This is a genomic window from Pseudarthrobacter sp. 05T312, assembly GCF_056396685.1.
The window spans coordinates 471,375-488,328 of record NZ_JBFTLY010000001.1; the positions used below are offsets into that span (position 1 = coordinate 471,375).

General features: G+C 66.9%; 14 protein-coding genes. 9 read left to right on the top strand and 5 right to left on the bottom strand.

Annotation, left to right across the window (positions count from 1 at the left end; all coding sequences use genetic code 11):
- The first annotated feature begins 4 nt into the window (after positions 1-4).
- Positions 5-823 (top strand): shikimate 5-dehydrogenase, encoded by an 819-nt coding sequence (locus AC1DIP_RS02380; RefSeq protein WP_476206313.1) that lies wholly within the window; start codon positions 5-7, stop codon positions 821-823.
- Between the two features lie 6 nt (positions 824-829).
- Here the strand turns inward: AC1DIP_RS02380 and AC1DIP_RS02385 are convergent, their stop codons facing one another.
- Positions 830-2,068: a THUMP-like domain-containing protein gene (locus AC1DIP_RS02385; protein ID WP_477732685.1), complete on the bottom strand. Its 1,239-nt coding sequence runs from the start codon at positions 2,066-2,068 to the stop codon at positions 830-832.
- Positions 2,069-2,122: 54 nt separating this feature from the next.
- Here AC1DIP_RS02385 and AC1DIP_RS02390 point away from each other — a divergent pair, with 54 nt between their 5' ends.
- From AC1DIP_RS02390 to groL, 3 genes are all read left to right on the top strand, one after another.
- On the top strand, positions 2,123-2,503 hold the full coding sequence (locus tag AC1DIP_RS02390) for a hypothetical protein (protein WP_477732686.1): 381 nt from the start codon (positions 2,123-2,125) through the stop codon (positions 2,501-2,503).
- Positions 2,504-2,758: 255 nt separating this feature from the next.
- Complete coding sequence (gene groES, locus AC1DIP_RS02395; RefSeq protein ID WP_003805290.1) at positions 2,759-3,052, top strand: co-chaperone GroES; 294 nt, start codon at positions 2,759-2,761, stop codon at positions 3,050-3,052.
- Positions 3,053-3,131: 79 nt separating this feature from the next.
- Positions 3,132-4,742, top strand: coding sequence for a chaperonin GroEL (groL, locus tag AC1DIP_RS02400; RefSeq protein WP_159631423.1), 1,611 nt, complete (start codon positions 3,132-3,134; stop codon positions 4,740-4,742).
- Positions 4,743-4,943: 201 nt separating this feature from the next.
- Here the strand turns inward: groL and AC1DIP_RS02405 are convergent, their stop codons facing one another.
- On the bottom strand, positions 4,944-5,546 hold the full coding sequence (locus tag AC1DIP_RS02405; RefSeq protein ID WP_477732941.1) for a dihydrofolate reductase family protein: 603 nt from the start codon (positions 5,544-5,546) through the stop codon (positions 4,944-4,946).
- 70 nt (positions 5,547-5,616) lie between these two features.
- Here AC1DIP_RS02405 and AC1DIP_RS02410 point away from each other — a divergent pair, with 70 nt between their 5' ends.
- On the top strand, positions 5,617-7,140 hold the full coding sequence (locus tag AC1DIP_RS02410; protein ID WP_477732687.1) for an ATP-dependent DNA ligase: 1,524 nt from the start codon (positions 5,617-5,619) through the stop codon (positions 7,138-7,140).
- A 15-nt stretch (positions 7,141-7,155) separates the two neighbouring features.
- Here the strand turns inward: AC1DIP_RS02410 and AC1DIP_RS02415 are convergent, their stop codons facing one another.
- On the bottom strand, positions 7,156-8,130 hold the full coding sequence (locus AC1DIP_RS02415) for a DUF389 domain-containing protein (protein ID WP_477732688.1): 975 nt from the start codon (positions 8,128-8,130) through the stop codon (positions 7,156-7,158).
- 58 nt (positions 8,131-8,188) lie between these two features.
- Between AC1DIP_RS02415 and AC1DIP_RS02420 the strand changes: the two genes are divergently transcribed.
- From AC1DIP_RS02420 to AC1DIP_RS02435, 4 genes are all read left to right on the top strand, one after another.
- Positions 8,189-10,321 carry an acyltransferase family protein gene (locus AC1DIP_RS02420; RefSeq protein WP_477732942.1) on the top strand — a complete coding sequence of 711 codons (2,133 nt, stop codon included), beginning with the start codon at positions 8,189-8,191 and terminating at the stop codon, positions 10,319-10,321.
- 226 nt (positions 10,322-10,547) lie between these two features.
- The gene (gene guaB / locus AC1DIP_RS02425) at positions 10,548-12,059 is read left to right on the top strand and encodes an IMP dehydrogenase (protein ID WP_141159834.1); all 1,512 of its coding nucleotides are present in this window, start codon (positions 10,548-10,550) and stop codon (positions 12,057-12,059) included.
- A gap of 144 nt (positions 12,060-12,203) precedes the next feature.
- Positions 12,204-13,745, top strand: a complete 1,542-nt coding sequence (locus tag AC1DIP_RS02430; protein ID WP_477732689.1) for an HNH endonuclease signature motif containing protein — start codon at positions 12,204-12,206, stop codon at positions 13,743-13,745.
- A gap of 30 nt (positions 13,746-13,775) precedes the next feature.
- Positions 13,776-15,635, top strand: coding sequence for an ATP-binding cassette domain-containing protein (locus AC1DIP_RS02435; protein ID WP_476206301.1), 1,860 nt, complete (start codon positions 13,776-13,778; stop codon positions 15,633-15,635).
- A gap of 12 nt (positions 15,636-15,647) precedes the next feature.
- On the opposite strand, the gene AC1DIP_RS02440 is transcribed toward AC1DIP_RS02435, so the two are convergent.
- Entirely contained in the window at positions 15,648-16,253 is a 606-nt protein-coding gene (locus AC1DIP_RS02440) for a hypothetical protein (protein WP_477732690.1), read from the bottom strand.
- 28 nt (positions 16,254-16,281) lie between these two features.
- Positions 16,282-16,929, bottom strand: coding sequence for a hypothetical protein (locus AC1DIP_RS02445; protein WP_477732691.1), 648 nt, complete (start codon positions 16,927-16,929; stop codon positions 16,282-16,284).
- Positions 16,930-16,954 lie beyond the last annotated feature (25 nt).

The following is a 16,954-nucleotide window of genomic DNA, read 5'->3' on the forward strand; positions in this document are numbered from 1 at the left end:
AGTGGTGCCCATACTGAATAAAGACATGACCCTCTGCATCTCGCTCTCGGCCCGTCCCAGCAACAACGGGACCAGGTTCCACAACCACCTCTACGGGCAGCTGGACCTGAACTGGATCTACAAGGCCTTCGCGCCCACCAACCTCGAACAGGCCATCGCCGGTGTCCGCGGGCTGGGCATCCGGGGCTGCGCCATCTCCATGCCTTACAAGGAAGACGTCATCGCGCTGGTGGACGAGATGGACCCCTCCGCCAAGGCCATCGACTCCGTAAACACCATCGTGAACACGGACGGCCACCTCAAGGCCTACAACACGGACTACACCGCGATCGAACAGCTCCTCGCCACCAACGCGGTCCCCACGGACTATTCCGTGCTGGTGCAGGGCGCCGGCGGCATGGCCAAGGCCACCGTTGCAGCCCTCCGGGACGCCGGATTCACGGACGTCACCGTCATCGCCCGCAACGAGGCCGCGGGGCGTGCACTGGCGGACCAGTACGGCTTCCAGTGGCGGGCAGCGCTCGACGGCGGGACGGCCGACCTGATCATCAACGTCACCCCGCTGGGGATGGCCGGCGGGGCGGAAGCGGACACCGTGGCTTTCCCGCCGGAAGCCATCAACGCGGCCCGCCTGGTGTTCGATGTGGTGGCGCTGCCCGCCGAAACCCCCCTCATCAAGGCCGCCCGCGCGGCCGGCAAGCCGGTGATCAACGGGGCCGAAGTGGCCACTATCCAGGCGCTGGAGCAGTTCGTCCTGTACACGGGCGTCCGGCCCACCCCGGACCAGGTGCGGGCAGCCGAGGAGTTCATGCGCGCCCAGTAGGGGCAGCTAGGCGGGTTCCACCACGATGGCCACCCGGTCCTCACCGATGCGCGTCAGGACCAGGGTGGCCGACTTGCCGCCCTTCTTCGCGTTCTTTCCGCCGGGCAGCAGCTGCTTCCGCAGCTCTTCCGGGGTGACCGCCGTGCCGCGCTTCTTGATGTCCAGCACGGTGATGCCCTCCTGCTTTACCCAGGCCTTCAGCGCCTTGACGTTGTACGGCATGACCTCCAAAACCTTGTAGGCCCGGGCGAACGGGGTGGCCAGGAGTCCGGGAGCGCAGATGTAGGCGATGTGCTCGTCCACCAGGTGGCCGCCGAGCTGCAGCGCCACATCCGCCACCAGTCCGGCGCGGATTACGGCGCCGTCCGGTTCGTACAGGTACCCCTCCACCGGGCCCACCGGTGCGGCCGGGCCCGCGCCGAAGTCCTCGGCGCTGGTCAGCTCCGCAGGTGCCTGCGGTCCCAGGACCAACGCGGCGCGCCGGACTCCAGGGCGGCGCACGGCGTTGAACCACAGGGTCACCTCCGTGACGTCACCGGCCACCGACACCCACTGCGCCTCGCAGGCCGCCGGCACGGATTCGTGCGGCATGCCCGGGCCCATCTTCACGCCTACTGCCTTGCCTTGGGCAGCCAGCGATTCCACGAAGGACAACGGCGGGGAGAAGGCTTCGGGGTCCCAGATCCGCTTGGTGCCCGAGGTGGAGGTGACCCGCCGGGCGGGGTCCAGCCAGACGCCGTCCATCCCGTCGAGGGGGACGGACGCGGCGTCAGCATGGACCACTGTGGCGTTGGGGAAAGGGATGAGGTTCACGGTGGCGCAGGCCGCGGTGGTCTCGTCCATTTCGACGGCGGTGACGTTGATGTCCAGGGACGCCAGGGCCAGGGAATCGGCGCCCAGGCCGCAGCCCAGGTCCGCCACATGGCTGATGCCGGCGGCGGCGAACCGCTGGGCGTGGTGGGCGGCCACATTCAGGCGCGTTGCCTGTTCCAGACCGGCCTGCGTGAAGAGCATCTGGCGGGCGAACTCGCCGAATTTTGACTCCGCCTTGGTGCGCAGCCGCGATTGAGTCAGGACGGCCGAGACAAGCCCTGCAGGGTGCCCGGCCTTCCGGAGTGCTGTGTTGAGCTCGAACGAGTCCTCATCCCGGTACGGGCCCAGGGATGCCAGCAACTCCCAGCCCTCGGGGGTCAGCAACGGTGCGATTTGGTCCTGTGCCATCTGGTCCTGGGGAGCGTGAGCCATGGGTTCCAGCCTAGTGGAGGAGCGGGTGGGCGGGATGCGGATACTGTTGAAACCATGGATGAGAGCGCAGCCACCCGCGAGCCCGATGACCACGAATCGCGTGACCGCGGCCCGGCCAGGTTCGCCCGGCCGGTCCTGATTGCCGCGGCCGTCGTGGCCGTGGTCTGCATCGCGCTGCTGGTGATCATCTTCCTGCTCGATACGTTCAACGCCACCGTTTACTCGGTAGGCGGCAACGACGTCCAGGACAACACCCAGGAGGCCAGGGACATCCGCGGGCTGTACGACGGCGCGCGGGCCGGAAGCATCTTCTTCCTCGTTGCTGCGCTGCTCGCCGCAGCGGTGTCCGGCTGGGTGCTCTTCCGGGGACGGAAGCAGGGCGGCAGCGACACGGAGGGCGGCGAGGACGTGGACTTCGACGACCTGGGCCGGTAGGGACAGGGCGCCATTTCGCGTCCCCGGCCACCTGCCGTCGTCCGCCCCGGGCTGTACGCCCATGACGAAACGTTGGCACTCACCTTGACCGAGTGCTAACTCATACATAGAGTCTTCATTAGCACTCTCCCTAGGAGGGTGCTAACACATGAAGAGCTGCCAGCCAGGCTGCTGCCGGCACCGCGACGACGGTTTGCCAGCTACGGCGGAAAGCTTTCCAGTCCACGAATTTGCTGACGAAAAGGAGAGGTCCGAGTGTCGGTCTCTATTAAGCCTCTTGAGGATCGTATTGTTGTCCGCCCGCTCGAAGCCGAGCAGACCACGGCTTCCGGCCTGGTCATCCCGGACTCCGCACAGGAGAAGCCGCAGGAAGGCGAAGTTGTCGCCGTAGGCCCCGGCCGCTTCGAAGATGGCAACCGCGTTCCCGTTGACGTAGCCGTTGGCGACGTCGTCATCTACTCCAAGTACGGCGGAACCGAAGTCAAGACCGGCGGCACCGAGTACCTCGTGCTGTCCGCCCGCGACGTCCTGGCAATCGTCGTCAAGTAACTCTTCCGGATCCCCGTGCTGCCGGCCATGCTCACGCTGGCCGGCAGCGCGGGGTTTCTGTCTTTGAAAGGACAAAACCATGGCAAAGCAGCTTGCGTTTAACGACGCTGCCCGCCGGTCCCTTGAGGCCGGCATCGACAAGCTCGCGAACACCGTCAAGGTGACGCTCGGCCCCCGCGGCCGCAACGTCGTCCTGGACAAGAAGTGGGGTGCCCCCACCATCACGAACGACGGCGTCACCATCGCCCGCGAAGTCGAGCTGGACGACCCCTACGAGAACCTTGGCGCACAGCTGGCCAAGGAAGTAGCCACCAAGACCAACGATGTTGCCGGCGACGGCACCACCACCGCCACGGTCCTGGCACAGGCGCTGGTCAAGGAAGGCCTGCGCAACGTTGCAGCCGGCGCTGCCCCCGGCCAGATCAAGCGCGGCATCGAGGTTGCGGTTGAGGCCGTGGCCGCCCGCCTGCTGGAGAACGCCCGCCCGGTCGAAGGCACCCAGGTAGCCAACGTTGCCGCCATCTCGGCGCAGAGCGACGAAATCGGCGAACTGCTCGCCGAGGCCTTCGGCAAGGTGGGCAAGGATGGTGTCATCACCATCGAAGAGTCCTCCACCACCCAGACCGAACTGGTCCTCACCGAGGGCATGCAGTTCGACAAGGGCTACCTGTCCCCGTACTTCGTCACCGACGCGGAGCGCCAGGAAGCAGTCCTCGAGGACGCACTCATCCTGATCAACCAGGGCAAGATCTCCTCGATCCAGGAATTCCTGCCGCTGCTCGAAAAGGCGCTGCAGAGTTCCAAGCCGCTGTTCATCATCGCCGAGGACGTTGAGGGCGAGGCCCTGTCCACGCTGATCGTCAACCGCATCCGCGGCACCCTGAACGTCGTGGCCGTCAAGGCTCCCGGCTTCGGCGACCGCCGCAAGGCCATGCTGCAGGACATCGCCACCCTCACCGGTGCGCAGGTTGTCTCCCCGGAACTGGGCCTCAGCCTGGACTCCGTGGGCCTGGAGGTGCTGGGTACCGCCCGCCGCATCACCGTCACCAAGGACAACACCACCATCGTGGACGGCGCCGGTTCGGCCGAGGACGTAGCTGCACGCGTAGCCCAGCTGCGCGCCGAGCTGACCCGCACCGATTCCGACTGGGACCGCGAGAAGCTCCAGGAACGCCTGGCCAAGCTGGCCGGCGGTATCGGCGTCATCAAGGTCGGCGCTGCCACCGAGGTTGAGCTGAAGGAAAAGAAGCACCGCATCGAGGACGCCGTGTCCTCCACCCGCGCTGCCCTCGAAGAAGGGATCGTTGCCGGCGGCGGCTCCGCCCTGATCCACGCCCTCAAGGCACTGGATGAGGATGCTTCCGTCAAGGCCCTCGAAGGCGACGCCGCCGCAGCCGTGGGCATCGTCCGCCGCGCACTGGTGCAGCCGCTGCGCTGGATTGCCCAGAACGCCGGCTTCGATGGCTACGTTGTCACCTCCAAGGTTGCCGACCTTGAGACCAACAACGGCTTCAACGCCAAGTCCGGCGAGTACGAGGACCTGATCGCCGCGGGCGTCATCGACCCGGTCAAGGTCACCCGTGCAGCCCTCCGCAACGCGGCCTCCATCGCCGCCCTGGTTCTCACCACCGAGACCCTGGTCGTGGAGAAGCCTGCCGAAGAGGACGAGCACGCAGGCCACAGCCACTAACGCTGCGCCCTGGCGGCTTACCGCTGAAAAGGCTGGTCCGGCATCTGCCGGGCCAGCCTTTTGCGTTGTTGTCCTGGACGGTGGCTGGGCCCACGCCGCCAAGGTTCCCTGGCCGAGCGAAGCGAGGTTAGGGGGCGGTGGGTGGGCCCACGCCGCCAAGGTTCCCTGGCCGAGCGAAGCGAGGTTAGGGGGCGGTGGGGACTAGCCGGCGTCCATCTCCCGCGTCTCAACTTCTCCGGCACGCTCGTACACCAGAGACACCGCACCCTTGGGGAAGCTGCGGGCCTGCTCGGCCAGCGTGAAAGTGGAGGGAACCGTTCCGGCGTCGAAAAGGCGCTTTCCCTGGCCCAGGACCACGGGGTACAGCCAGAGGTGCAGGCGGTCCAGCACATTGGCAGCCAGGAGGGACCGGATCAGGACGCCGCTGCCGAACATATGGGTTTCCCGGTGCTCCTCCCGGAGCCGGCCCGCCGCCGCGGCATCCGGCAGGACTGTGGTGCCGGCCCAGTCCGGGTCCGCCAGCGTGGCGGAGACAACGTACTTGGGCACGCGGTTCAGGGCATCGGCGATGTCACCGGACTGGTGCGGCCAGTAGGAGGCAAAGATGTCATAGGTCCTCCGGCCGAGCAGCAGGGCATCCATCCGGCCGATCTCGGCTGCTATCGAGGCACCGGATTCGTCGTCGGACACGGGGGCCTGCCAGCCGCCGAAGGAGAATTCGCCCTCGGGGTCTTCTTCACGGCCGCCGGGCGCCTGGTAGACGCCGTCGAGGGTGATGAACAGGTTCGCCACGATGATCCCCACGCGCACATTGTGGACCCGCGCCCGCCCGCTGTCCAGTGTCCCGGTCCAGTGCCCGTGGCAGGATGGTGCCATGCTGCTCCTCGAGCTTGTGGACACCACTAAGGCCGTCGCATCAACCCGTTCCCGGCTGGCAAAGGTGGATGCCCTGGCCCACCTGCTGCGCCGGCTGGAACCGGCGGAGATCCCGACGGCGGTGGGCTTGCTCAGTGCCAAGCCCCGCCAGGGCCGGGTAGGGGTGGGCTGGAGCGCGGTGGCGGCGGCCAAGGAAGAACCGGCAGCGGAGCCACGCCTCACCGTGTCGGACTTCGATGCCGCTCTGGACCGTCTCCTGGCTACATCGGGCAGCGGGTCGGGTGCGGAACGGGCCGCCATCCTCGGGACGCTCATGGCGGCCGCCACCGAACCGGAACAGTTGTTCATCGCCGGCGTCCTGCTTGGAGAATTGCGCACCGGTGCCCTGGAAGGAGTGCTGACGGACGCCGTCGCCCGCGCCTCCGACCGGCCCCTCGACGCCGTGCGGCGTGCGGCCATGCTGTCCGGCGACCTCGGCGGGACGGCGCTCCTTGCGCTGACCGGCACCCCGGCCGAGCTTGACGCCGTCGGCCTGGTGGTGGGCCGCCCGGTGCAGCCCATGCTCGCGGCCACCGCCGGCAGCGCGGCTGCCGCCCTGGAAGCGACGGGGGAGGCCTCGGTGGAATTCAAGCTCGACGGCGCCCGCATCCAGGTGCACCGGTCCGGCAGCGAGGTACGGATCTTCACCCGCAACCTTGCGGAGGTCACGCACCGCCTGCCCGAGGTGGTGGACCTGGTCCGCGGGCTGCCGGTGCAGGACGTGATCCTCGATGGCGAAACCCTCGCCCTGGATGAGGAGGGTGCGCCGCGGCCCTTCCAGGAAACCATGTCCCGCTTTGGTGCCGACGCAGTCAGGGAAACCTTGCTGCACCCCTGGTTCTTCGACGTGCTGCACATCGACGGCCGTGACCTGCTGGACGAACCTCTGGCCACCCGCATCGACATCCTGGAGCGGGTGGCCCCCGCACACCGGATCCCGGGGGAGGTCACCGCCGACCCCGAGGTCGCTGAGCGGGTTTCGCAGGATGCCCTGGCCGCGGGCCACGAGGGCGTGGTGGTGAAAGCCATCGGCTCGGCTTATGCTGCCGGCCGGCGCGGATCCAACTGGGTGAAGGTGAAACCGGTCCACACCTATGACCTGGTGGTGCTTGCCTGCGAATGGGGCTCTGGACGCCGGACAGGGATGCTGTCCAACCTGCACCTTGGTGCCCTTGACCCTGCCGGGGAGTTCGGCGAACCGGGCGGCTACGTGATGGTGGGCAAGACGTTCAAAGGCCTTACCGATGAATTGCTGCGCTGGCAGACCGGACGGTTCCAGGAGCTTGAGGTGCGGCGCACCGCCGGCACCGTATGGGTTGAGCCGGTCACCGTCGTCGAAATAGCCATCGACGGGGTGCAGCAGTCACCGCGCTACCCCGGCGGGATCGCGCTGAGGTTTGCCCGGGTCAAGCGCTACCGGGAGGACAAGGCCCCGGCTGAAGCGGACACCATCCAGGCACTGCGGGCTTTGCTGCGGCCATAGCGACAGACTTCCGGATCAGGCCTGGCGCCGGGACCCGTTGCGCTGGCGTTTCAGGCTGCGTGCCACGCCGTCCGGCAGCCGACGGGTGATTCTCCGGTAGAAGAGGAGGACCGCGACGGCTGCCACAACGATGCCCACGAGGTTGAGCAGCAGTTGCAGCGCGGAGCCTGCGGCCTTCTGGTATTCACCCAGCACCAGGGCCACCGCCACGTAGCCGGCCGCCGGCACGGTGGTCACGGAGATGAAGACGCCGATCAGTGCGGCCGAGCGGCGTCCGATGATGGACAGCATGCCGGCGATCCCCGCCAGCACGGCCACGATCAATGAATACGGCCCGGGGTGGTAGATGAACTCCACTGCCGAGCCTTTGTCCAGGGCATCGCGTGGGAAGAGACCGAGGGGAACCGAAAGCCATGCCGTGAGTGCCGCCAGCAGCATGGCAACGGGGAAACCGACAGCCAGGGCGACGGCGGCGCGGCGCCCCAGTTTCCACTGCCTGGTGGCCAGCGAGACGGCAAGGGCGGCCAGTGGTCCGAACTCGGGCCCCACCGCCATGGCACCGACAATGGCTATGGGGGAGTCCGTCACGATGCCGATGCCGGCCAGTTGGGTTGCCAGCACCAGGAAGGCAAGGAAGTTCCAGGTCAGGCGTGAATCTTCACCGGTTTGCCGGGTGACGTCATCCCAAATCACTGCGTCTGCGCCGTCCCCGGGAGCGGCGCGCTCAGCCCGGTCAGCGCTTTTGGACAGCACGAGTTCAGGGGTGGCCATGGAAATCGAACCCACGTCCTGGATCTTCAGGACTTCGAGCTTTTCGAGCAGTTCCTCCACGGACTCCCGGGCAACCAGCACCTCGATGACATCGCCATCCGGTACTACGGCCGCACCCTGGAGCAGCGCTACTTCCGCCGTTCCCCGGTGGTCGCGGCAGGTCTGCACGGTGACGGCGGACAGCTCCCCGGGCACGCAGATCCGCAGCTGGACAACCACACCTGCTCCCTTCGCCGTTTGGGGCCAGCTTAGCCGGAACACCAGCGTTGATTCGCCGATGTGGGCGCCGTTGGCTAGGCTTGATGCTTTGGCTGGCGGGTGTTGTGAGGGGTTTCTAGTGTCGGTATCGGAAGCCCCGAAGGCACCTGAATCCGGCCCGGCTGTCCGCCGACGGAAGCCCACCTTCCGGCCCGAAGTCCAGGGGCTCCGGGCGCTGGCTGTCCTAATGGTCGTGGCCTACCACGTCTGGCTGGGCCGTGTGTCCGGCGGCGTAGACATCTTCCTGCTCATCTCGGCCTTCCTGCTCACGTTGTCGTTCGTCCGGAAAGCCGAGTCAGGCAAACCCTTCCAGCTGCTGGCGCACTGGCTGCACCTGTTCAAGCGGCTGCTGCCCGCCGCCGTCGTGGTGATCCTCGGGGTGCTGGCCGGCACCTGGCTGATCCTGCCGCAGGGCCGCTGGCCGCAGGTACTGGACCAGGCCTGGGCGTCCCTGCTGTACAACCAGAACTGGCTCCTTGCGGAGTTGTCGGTGGACTATTACGCGCAGGACCATGCCGGTGCCAGCCCGCTGCAGCACTTCTGGTCCCTGTCTATCCAGGGGCAGGTCTTCATCCTGTGGCCGCTGGTCTTTGCCGCCGCCGCTTCCGTGCTGGCAGGGCTCCGCCGCGTTCCCCGCCTGAACTGGGTGACGTACCGCGGCCTGCTGGCAGTAGTTTTCGGGGCCGTGTTCGCGGTGTCACTGGCCTACTCGGTTGACCAGACAGCCACCAACCAGGCCTACGCCTATTTCGACACCCGAGCCCGGCTCTGGGAATTTGCGCTGGGCTCCCTGCTTGCGCTGGCGCTGCCGTACCTGCGGCCCGGACGCGTGGTGCGCATTGCCCTGGGCTGGGCGGGACTGGCCGCGATGATTTCCTGCGGGCTGGTCCTGACCGTTGACCGGTCCTTCCCTGGGTACGTGGCACTGTGGCCCACGCTGGCTGCCGCCGCGATCATCGTTGCTGGGCAGACCGGCAGCCGGTTCGGCGTTGACCGACTCCTCAGCAGCAGGGCCGCCGTGGCCCTGGGCGACAACTCCTACGCCCTGTATCTGTGGCACTGGCCCGTCCTGGTGCTGACGCTCGCGGCCACCGGCGTTGAAGCGCCGAACCTCACGCAGGGCCTCGGCATCGTCGGAGCCGCCATCGTGCTCGCCGTCCTGACCACGCGCTTCGTGGAAAAGCCGCTGCGGGACTGGCACTGGCCCAAGCTCCGGACGTGGCGGACCGCCGTCGTGGTTGTTGCCTGCGGCGCTCTCCTGGCCGGGCCCGTTGCAGTCTGGCAGACCTCACTCACCGCTGAGGAAAGCGCGACGGCGGCACAGCCGAGGGAACTCACGCCAGGGGCGTTGGCGCTCACCCCGGAGAACGAAAACTCGCCTGCCCCGAGGGCCCGCACCATCCCCGGGCCCACCGCGCTGGACAACGACTGGGCCGGCATCGACTCGCCCTGCACCGGTGCCAACGCCACGGACGACCCCATCCTGGACGGCTGCAGGCAGGAGCTTCCGGAGGAGCCCGCCACCAAACGCATCGTGGTGCTGGGCGACTCCCACGCCCAGCAGTACCTTGCCGCCCTCGCGCCGGTGGCGGCCGCCCGAGGCTGGGAGATCGTCACGCTGCTGATGCCCGCCTGCCGCTTCGGTGCCGAATCGGAAACCCGGAACGCTGAATGCAACGCCTACAACCGTGCCAGCTCCGCCTACGTCCTGGAACACCTGCCGGATGCCGTGTTCACCGTGGCGTCGCTGACCCACGAGGACGCCCCGTTCGAAACCGAGGTCCCGGGATACCTCGACGGCGTGAAGCCGTTCGCGGACCTGGGGATCGAGATTGTGGGCATCCGGGACAACCCGCGGTTCACCTTCAATATGCCGCAGTGCGCCCAGCGGAACGGGGCCGGCGCCCCGGCGTGCAACCCGCCGCTGGCTGAGTCCCTGGTGGAGCCGTCGCCGCTGGAAAACTACCGCGGCAAGCTTCCGGGGCTCCACCTGATGGACATGAGCGACTTCATCTGTGCGCGCGGCGTCTGCCCGGCCGTGGTGGGGAATGTGTACGTCTACAAGGACGACAACCACCTCACCAGGACCTACGTCGAGTCCATGATTACCATGTTCGAGCAGCGGCTGCTGGCCGCCACCGGCTGGAGCTGAGCTCTCCCGGCCGCCGGGCCGTGGGTGGGGTTGCTCACATTGGCGGCGTGGAATAGGGGGATCGGCGCCGAGGTTCTAATATTTACTCAACACTTTCTGCCCCCGGAACGCCGTCCTGCACGGTGCTCCCGCAGGATCGTCTGCACAGGCCAGTTCCGTAATCACGGGCTGGTCATCGGCTGCAACCCCTACCCGTGACCCAGCAACCAAGGTAAGAGGCGCACTCATGACCGAGCCCGAACACAACCCCTTTGGCTTTATTGGCCTGACCTACGACGACGTCCTGCTCCTGCCGGGGCACACCGACGTCATCCCGTCCGAGGCCGACACATCCTCGCGGATCTCCAAGCGGATCACGGTCCAGACGCCGCTGCTCTCCGCTGCCATGGACACCGTCACCGAATCCCGGATGGCCATCGCCATGGCCCGCCAGGGCGGCTTGGGCGTGGTGCACCGCAACCTGTCCATCGCCGACCAGGCGGACCAGGTGGACCGGGTCAAGCGGAGCGAGTCCGGGATGATCACCAACCCGCTGACCATCCGCCCCGAGGCGACCCTGCGCGAGCTCGATGATCTCTGCGCCCACTACCGTGTGTCGGGCCTGCCTGTGGTGGATGAGGACAACCGCCTGCTGGGCATCGTCACCAACCGCGACACCCGTTTTGTGCCGGAGTCCGACTTCCCGCTGCGGCTGGTCAGCGACGTCATGACCAAGATGCCCCTGGTCACCGGGCACGTAGGCATCAGCCGCGAGGAAGCCTCCCACAAGCTGGCTACCAACAAGATCGAGAAGCTGCCGCTCGTGGACGAGCAGGGCCGGCTCAAGGGCCTGATCACCACGAAGGACTTCACCAAGGCCGAGCAGTACCCCCTCGCCACCAAGGACGATGAGGGCCGCCTCCGCGTGGGTGCCGCCATCGGCTTCTTCGGTGACGGCTGGGAGCGGGCCATGACCCTCGTGGACGCCGGCGTGGACGCCCTGTTCGTGGACACCGCCAACGGCCACTCCCAGGGTGTCCTGGACATGATCCGCAGGCTGAAGTCCGATCCCGTCGCCGCGCACGTGGACATCATCGGCGGCCAGGCCGCGACCCGCGAAGGCGCCCAGGCCCTGATCGACGCCGGTGCCGACGGCATCAAGGTAGGCGTTGGTCCCGGGTCCATCTGCACCACCCGCGTGGTGGCCGGCGTCGGCGTCCCGCAGATCACGGCCATCTACGAATCCGCCAAGGCCGCCATTCCGGCCGGCGTTCCGCTAATCGCCGACGGCGGCCTGCAGTACTCCGGCGACATCGGCAAAGCCCTGGTGGCCGGTGCGGACACCGTGATGCTGGGCTCGCTCCTGGCAGGCTGCGACGAGTCCCCGGGCGACCTGATCTTCGTCAACGGCAAGCAGTTCAAGTCCTACCGCGGCATGGGCTCCCTGGGCGCCATGCAGTCGCGCGGCAAGAACACGTCCTACTCCAAGGACCGGTACTTCCAGGCCGACGTCTCCGGTGACGACAAGCTGATCCCGGAAGGCATCGAAGGCCGGGTGGCGTACCGTGGCCCGCTGTCCTCCGTGGCTTACCAGCTGGTGGGCGGCCTGCGCCAGACCATGTTCTACACGGGCGCACCGACCGTCCCCGAGCTGAAAGTCCGGGGCAAGTTCGTACGGATCACCTCCGCCGGGCTGAAGGAATCGCACCCGCACGATATCCAGATGACCGTTGAGGCGCCGAACTACGGCTCACGGTAACGTCGAAGGGTTTTATTCACGCTGAGGCGAGTGAAAGAGGAGGCGGGATTTTCCCGCCTCCTCTTGTTGTTGGGTTCGGTCTTGTTGTTGGGCTCGGAGGTCGCTGTCGGCCTGAATGTCGGGCCCCTGCTGCATGATTTGCATATGAAAATCGGCGGTGGTGTTGGGGTGGTCCTGGAGGGTGTTCGCGCCTCTGTGGCTGCCCTGGATGCGCTGGAGCGGGAGGACGCTTCCCTGGCTTCCGGCGACGCCGTTGGTGTTGACGTTGATGTGTTGCAGCGTCGGTATGAGATCCGGCTGGAAGGCTTGGAGCTGTTAGCCCGGCTGGAGGCGCAGCTCGCCGCGGTGAAAGCACAGGACGCTGCCGACGCCGCCGGGTTCCAGGAAGCGACGACGCCGCCGGACGCCACCGTCCAGGACCGCAGCTATGCGCAGATGTCCGTGGTGGAGGAGATCGCCGGGGTGCTGACCGTCAGTTCCGCGGCAGCGGGGGCGTTGGTGGAGCAGTCACGCCGGATCTGTTCCCTGCCGCTGGTGTTCCAGGCCCTGGCTGCGGGCGCGATGTCGTGGCAGCACGCACGGATTGTCGCGGACGAGACTGAAGGCCTTACCCCTGAGGGCGCGGCGTCTTTGGTGGCACACTTCTTCGACCCCGACGCACCCCACCCCGCCCGGGGTGCCGCTCCCGGTGAGCTCGTTCCGTCCCGGTTCCGGGCCAAGGTGCGGGGTTGGCGGGAGCGCCATCATCCGGAATCGATCGAGAAACGCCATGCAAAGGGGATCGCTGACCGGCGGATGGAATACACCCCTGACAAGGACGGCATGGCCTGGGTCTCCCTCTACCTCCCCGGCGATACCGCGTGTGCCATCTGGAACCGCACCACCGCCACCGCCCGCGGACTCCAGGGCCCCGACGAACCCCGCACGCTTACCCAGCTCCGCCCCGACATCGCCGCCAGCCTCCTCCTCGGCGCCGTGCAGGTAGCGGGTGAGGGTTCCGCCGACACCGCCCCGGGCACCCAAGGTCTCACAGGGATCGGGAAGGTCCCTGCCCTGCGGGCCGATGTGCTGGTCACCGTGCCGGTGTTCTCACTCCTCGGCCTCACCGACGAACCAGCCGTGCTGGATGGTTTCGGGCCGATCCCGGCATCGATGGCACGCAAGCTGGTCACTGACGGGGCTGACTCGTTCTACCGGGTCCTTGTCGACCCGCGGGACGGGGCACCCTTGGAGATCGGCCGGAAAAACTACCGGCTCACCGGGGCCATCAAACACTGGATCCGCATGCGCGACACCAAATGCACCTTCCCCGGCTGCACCAACAAGACCCCCGACAACGAAACAGACCACCTACAAGCGTGGGAACACGGCGGCACCACCAACGTCAACAACCTCGCACAGCTCTGCCCCAAACACCACCGACTCAAACACCACAGCCAATGGACACCCGACCCTGCCACCAACAACGGACCACCCGGGTGGACCTCACCCACCGGACGCCACTACAACCCCGAACGCCAGGACCCCGAACCAACCCACTGGCCAGAATGGGTGGGCCCGGCCCGGATGATCGAGGCGTTTCACAGCGGGCGAGCACGTCGGTTGGCTGGTGGACGAGCGGACTTCCACTACCTGGCACTCTCACCAGGCGAGGATGCGCTGCTGCGATGTCTCCATTCCACATGATGACGGACCGCCCGGCACTAGGCTGATTCCATGTCCCAACCGCGCCACCCGGCGGAACTGACCCCTAAACGCGACCCGCAAAAGCGGCTGGCACTGCGTCCCTATGCCAAGGCCGTGGCCCAGGTTCTCCGGGTGAGTTTCCGTGCATCCCCGGGCGCGGTGGTCATGAAGGTGCTTGGCTCCCTCATCTCGGCTGTGCTGCCGCTCGTGACCACATTCTTTGCGTCCCTGACCACCACGGCATTGGCGGCCGCTTACGCGGGCGACGGCGCGGCGGGGCGCCTTGCGATCGTCTACGTCGTTGTCACTGCCGCGCTGGGTCTCTTCTGGGGCGCCTTCAACAGCATTGACCGATATATCCAGCAGTTGATGAGCTTCAAGGTGGGGGCCATCGTCGGTGACCAGATGTACGAGCGCTTCCTTGCCCTCGAGTTCTGGCGGTACGACGACAAGGAGACAGTGGACCTCTACGACCGTGCCAAACGGTTTTCGGATTCGTACGCCCGGGTTCTGGACCGTATAGCTGCCATCTTCACGCAGCTGGTTTCGGTCATCCTGGCCATCGGCGCCCTGTTGCTTGTCAGCTGGTGGATCGCCGTCATCGTCCTGGTGGCCATCGTTCCCAGCGTGTACCTGCAGTTCAAGCTGTCCCGGGAGCAGATCGCGCACTGGAACACGCAGGTGGACTCACGCCGCCAGCGCCGAATGATCGAGACCAACCTCCTCCGGCCGCAGCACATTGCCGAAATGCGGCTTTATGGCATCGTCAGTTTCCTCATGGACCTTCGTTCGCGCCTTCGCGATGCGGACGAGCGCCGCCGGCTGGACTACCAGCGCCGCTACATTCCACGGCAGCTGGCCGCGGACGCGCTGCAGTACGGTGCCGAGGTGGTATCACTGATTTGGGTCGTGGGGCAGATCATTGCCCGCGCCGCCCCGGTGGGCCAGTTCCTCTACGTGCAGCAGATCGTCAGCCGTGCATTGTCCACGGCCAACAACCTGGTGTCCTCGCTAAGCTCCATCGACGAGGACCTCGCCAACCTGAAGGACTACGAGCTGTTCATGGCGATGCCCATGCACTCCGAACACGCCCCTCCGCTGCTGGAAGCCCCGCGGGAAGTCGAGCTGAAGGACATCCGTTTCACCTACACCGGAAGCGACATCGAGGTCATCCGGGGCATCAGCCTCACCATCCGCCGGGGCCAGCACATAGCCATCGTGGGGGAGAACGGCGCCGGGAAGTCGACGCTGATCCGCATCCTCGCCGGGCTCTACCGGCCCGACTCCGGCCAGGTCCTGCTCGACGGCGTGGACCTCGCCGCCGTCGACGTTACCTCCTGGCACCGGCACCTGGCCGTGCTCAGCCAGGAGTTCCTCAAGTACGAGTTCGCCACGGCGGCGGAGAACATCTACTTCGGGGACGTCGACTCTGCACGGGATGATGAACGCATCCGCAGGGCCGCCTCCGACGCCGAAGCCCTGGAATTCATCAACAAGCTGCCCAACGGCCTGGACAACCACGTCAGCAACTGGATGGAGGACCCACGCGGCCGGAAGGGGAGCGGCCTTTCGGGAGGCCAGTGGCAGCGCCTTGCCATGGCCAGGAACTTCTACCGGGACGCGTCGTTCATGGTGATGGACGAACCCACCTCCGCCATCGATGCCCTCGCTGAGCATCGGATCTTCACGCGTCTCTTCGCGGACCGCAGCAGCACCATCATCGCCATCAGCCACCGGCTCGCCACCATCGAGAAGGCGGACGTCGTGTACATGCTGGAGGACGGACAAGTGGTGGAGCAGGGCACGCACAAGGAGTTAGTGGCCCTGCGCGGCCGCTACTTCAGGATGTTCGAATCGCAACTGACGGTTGATGAAGCTGAAGAAGTGTGAATCGGCCGCCCATCACGCGTCCACCACGGTGGTGCGCACGCGGGCGATGCCCGGGCGGGGAGGGACGCTGCTGAAGCCGAACGTGACGGCGGGCCGGATGGGGGCCAGCGCTCCGGCATCGGCACCATTCCAGCGGACAACGGCGGACGTCACGTGGTGCAGGTCCGTCACCCCATAGAACTCAGTCCTTCCGCTGCCCGCAGTACCGTAGGTGCGGGCGCCAGGTGCCGCAAGGGCGGCGAACGGATTGACCGCGGCGAGCCAGCGGGGATGGACGGCAAGGCGCCGGGGTACTGCCCGCAGCGCTGTTCCCAGCAGGGTCCTCGCACCGGTGACGGCCCGAACTTCCAGCGGGCCGGCGTCGACCGTCAACGTGTGATCGGCGAGCGAGGCAGCAACGTCCAGTACCCGCACTTCATCAAAGGTGTAGGTGGCGGCAATGAAGCCGGCCACCTCGGGTGTCGGGGCCAGCAGCAGCCGGTGTCCCGAAGGCTGTTGCACCATGACGTCCGCGAACGACCCAAAGGCGGAGTCCTGCCAGATCCCGACGACGGCGCGCAGCCCGGAAGTAGTCCCAATCCCGGCGATGTGCCCGTCGAATGTCCAGCGGCTGCCCATCACGCCACTGTAGCGGGAAGGGTGCGCATCACAGAGGCCCGTAGGCCGCGTTGCCGTAGGGATCGCGCCAGACGGCCAGGTCCTCCTCAAGAGCCTCGCGAAGAGCAGGATCGATGCGGATACGCCGCCTGAATGATTCCCTTGCCCGGCCCATGACGGTGGATGGGACAACGATGCATGCGACCAGGAGTGCCAGGAGGAGGACGTAGACGCCCACCAGCGTTGCGGCCGTGGCGCCGCCCTTCGCCGTGGCAGAGGGCAGGGTCGGAAAAATGAACGCGCCGATAATGGCCGCCAGAAACGACACCATGCCGATGCCGCCGCGGGCAGATCCGGGACCACGGTTGATCAGGACCTTGTCGGTCCGGGGCAGGGCGGATCGGACCCGTTTCCATCCGAAGAGGCCCAACAGCATCAGGACGGCTCCCAGCGGGAGCAGGACGAGCGCTGTCGCGGGGTTTCCCGACATGACGGAGAAGAACGCACCCGCAAGGGCCAGGACCGGTCCGCCGGCGATCGCGCCGCTCCAAGCGGCCGCCAAGGTGCCCTGGACATCCGCCAGTTGGCGCAGCCGGGACGGGGCGTCCGGTGGGCTGACCCGGGCCAGTTCGGGGGAGAGCCAATGGTCGAGCGGATGGACGGGCCTGTCGGCGGGAAAAGGAATGGAGTGCGTCATATCGGAAGGAGGCCCAATCGTGGAG

What these genes read in the sequence shown, in the direction of transcription:
- AC1DIP_RS02385 (WP_477732685.1), bottom strand. Translation starts at nt 2,068, where the DNA reads ATGGCTCACGCTCCCCAGGACCAGATGGCACAGGACCAAATCGCACCG.
- AC1DIP_RS02390 (WP_477732686.1), top strand. Translation starts at nt 2,123, where the DNA reads ATGGATGAGAGCGCAGCCACCCGCGAGCCCGATGACCACGAATCGCGT.
- groL (WP_159631423.1), top strand. Translation starts at nt 3,132, where the DNA reads ATGGCAAAGCAGCTTGCGTTTAACGACGCTGCCCGCCGGTCCCTTGAG.
- AC1DIP_RS02410 (WP_477732687.1), top strand. Translation starts at nt 5,617, where the DNA reads ATGCTGCTCCTCGAGCTTGTGGACACCACTAAGGCCGTCGCATCAACC.
- AC1DIP_RS02420 (WP_477732942.1), top strand. Translation starts at nt 8,189, where the DNA reads ATGTGGGCGCCGTTGGCTAGGCTTGATGCTTTGGCTGGCGGGTGTTGT.
- guaB (WP_141159834.1), top strand. Translation starts at nt 10,548, where the DNA reads ATGACCGAGCCCGAACACAACCCCTTTGGCTTTATTGGCCTGACCTAC.
- AC1DIP_RS02430 (WP_477732689.1), top strand. Translation starts at nt 12,204, where the DNA reads ATGAAAATCGGCGGTGGTGTTGGGGTGGTCCTGGAGGGTGTTCGCGCC.
- AC1DIP_RS02435 (WP_476206301.1), top strand. Translation starts at nt 13,776, where the DNA reads ATGTCCCAACCGCGCCACCCGGCGGAACTGACCCCTAAACGCGACCCG.
- AC1DIP_RS02440 (WP_477732690.1), bottom strand. Translation starts at nt 16,253, where the DNA reads ATGGGCAGCCGCTGGACATTCGACGGGCACATCGCCGGGATTGGGACT.
- AC1DIP_RS02445 (WP_477732691.1), bottom strand. Translation starts at nt 16,929, where the DNA reads ATGACGCACTCCATTCCTTTTCCCGCCGACAGGCCCGTCCATCCGCTC.